At 75.4% G+C, this 1,945-nt stretch carries 2 protein-coding genes; one reads left to right on the forward strand and one right to left on the reverse strand.

Annotated features, from left to right (window positions below; translation table 11 throughout):
* Window positions 1–253 precede the first annotated feature (253 nt).
* Window positions 254–799: an alpha/beta hydrolase gene (locus AB0N76_RS39740; protein ID WP_363565734.1), complete on the reverse strand. Its 546-nt coding sequence runs from the start codon at window positions 797–799 to the stop codon at window positions 254–256.
* Window positions 800–1,042: 243 nt separating this feature from the next.
* On the opposite strand from AB0N76_RS39740, the gene AB0N76_RS39745 reads away from it, so the two are divergent.
* On the forward strand, window positions 1,043–1,609 hold the full coding sequence (locus tag AB0N76_RS39745) for a DJ-1/PfpI family protein (protein ID WP_363565735.1): 567 nt from the start codon (window positions 1,043–1,045) through the stop codon (window positions 1,607–1,609).
* Window positions 1,610–1,945 lie beyond the last annotated feature (336 nt).

Below are 1,945 nucleotides of genomic sequence, written 5' to 3' on the forward strand. Positions count from 1 at the left end.
CGCGCGGAGGCGGTCGCCTCGCCGCCGTTCGGGTCCCCCTGGTCGGCGTGGGCGGTGGCGACGCCGCCGAGCACGGCGGTCGCGGAGAGGGCGAGGACGGCGAGTGAACGGGAGAAACGGTTCATCGGTGACGCATCCCTTCGGTTCGTCGGTCTGCGCCGAGTCTGTCCGGAGGGGTGTGAGCCGTTCCATCCCCGGAATCTGGGAGGCCGACCGGGCCCCGTCCGGCCCGGTCCGGCCGTGTCCGGCCCGCTCAGAGCTCGGCGAGCAGCTCCCGCCCCGCGGGCCAGTCGCCGAGCGCCGAGTCGGAGTTGAGGTGCCCGTGGGCGCCGGTCTCGACGTAGCGGGCGCCCCAGGCCTCGGCGAACCGCCGGGCCCGCTCCGGGGTGACCCACGGGTCGTCGGGGCTGTTCACGACGGTGGACGGGAACGGCAGCCGCGGCAGCGCCACCGGGCGGAAGCCGAACAGCTCCGGGACGTCGGCGTGGTCGATGTCGGCCGGGGCGACCAGCAGCGCGCCGCGCACCGCGGCGGTCCGCTCGCCGGGCGCGCCGGCCGCCCAGCGGGCCACCGTCGCGCAGCCGAGGCTGTGCGCGACCAGCACCACCGGGCCGTCGGCGGCCGCGGCGGCGACCGCCGCGTCCACCCGGGCCACCCAGGCCTCGGGCTCCGGGTGGTCCCAGTCCTCCTGCTCGACCCGGACGAAGGCCGGGTCGGCGGCCTCCCAGTGGCTCTGCCAGTGCGCCGGGCCGGAGCTCTGGTAGCCGGGCAGGACGAGGTAGGTGGTGCGGTCCGACATCGGGGCGGACTCCCTCCGGGAGGTGCGGGGACGGGCAGACAGGGAGTCTAGGGCGTATCCCGACCGGGGGCGCGGGCCGTCCGGACCCGGCGTGCGCCGGCGCCCGCGCGCCCCCGAATGTCCGACGCGCCCTGTTGCGCCGGTGGCGCCCGGTGCGGGAGGTTGGTGCCGGCCCGCGCCGGTGACCACCGGCCCGGGCCCGCAAGAGGTCTGATGATCGATCAATTCGGAGGGATGTCGGCGATGGCATCGAAGATCCTGCTGATCACCGGGGACGCCGCGGAGTCGCTGGAGGTGTTCTACCCCTACCAGCGGCTGCTCGAGGAGGGCTACCAGGTCGACATCGCGGCGCTGACCAAGAAGCAGCTCCAGTTCGTCGTGCACGACTTCGTCGACGGCTACGACACCTACACCGAGAAGCCCGGCTACAGCTTCCCCGCCGACGTCGCGGTGGCGGACGTCGACCCGGCCAACTACGTCGCGCTGGTGATCCCGGGCGGCCGCGCGCCCGAGTACCTGCGCAACAACGCGGACGTGCAGCGGATCGTCCGGCACTTCTTCGAGGCCGAGAAGCCGGTCGCGCAGATCTGCCACGGCCCGCTGATCTCCGCCGCCGCCGGGGTGCTCGGCGGCCGCACCAGCGCCGCCTACCCGGCGCTGGAGCCGGACGTGAAGGCGGCCGGCGCGACCTACGTGGACGGCGACGCGGTGGTCGACGGCGTGGTGGTCTCGGCCCGCGCCTGGCCCGACCACCCGTCCTGGCTGCGGGCGTTCATCGAGGTCCTGCGGGTCAAGGCCCCGGTCGGCTGACCCCTCCCCGGACGGGCGCCTCCGACTCCGGTCGGAAGGCGCACCCCGAGGGCTCTCGGGGGCGCCCACGACCTGAGGGGGAGCGACGCGCCGGGGAGAGATCGGACCTGGGGTGGAGCGGGTCAAGCCCTGGGTCTGACGACTCCTTCGCATGCGACTGGCAGGGTGTCAGCTGTCAGAAGCAGAACGGGTGTCGATGCACCCGGCGGCGCGGATTCGGGAGGGCACATGGGCGGGACGGTTCCGGGCGGGACGGACGACCGGGCGGTGGCGGGGCGCGCGGGGAGCGGGCACGGCGGCGGGGTGCGGCGGCGATGGCGCGGTGCGGCCGTCCGC

The sequence above is a fragment of the Kitasatospora sp. NPDC093806 genome (assembly GCF_040683335.1).
In the GTDB taxonomy this organism is placed as follows: Bacteria; Actinomycetota; Actinomycetes; order Streptomycetales; family Streptomycetaceae; genus Kitasatospora.

Coding starts and splice junctions, on each gene's coding strand:
- AB0N76_RS39745 (WP_363565735.1), top strand. CDS start 1,043: ATGGCATCGAAGATCCTGCTGATCACCGGGGACGCCGCGGAGTCGCTG.
- AB0N76_RS39740 (WP_363565734.1), bottom strand. CDS start 799: ATGTCGGACCGCACCACCTACCTCGTCCTGCCCGGCTACCAGAGCTCC.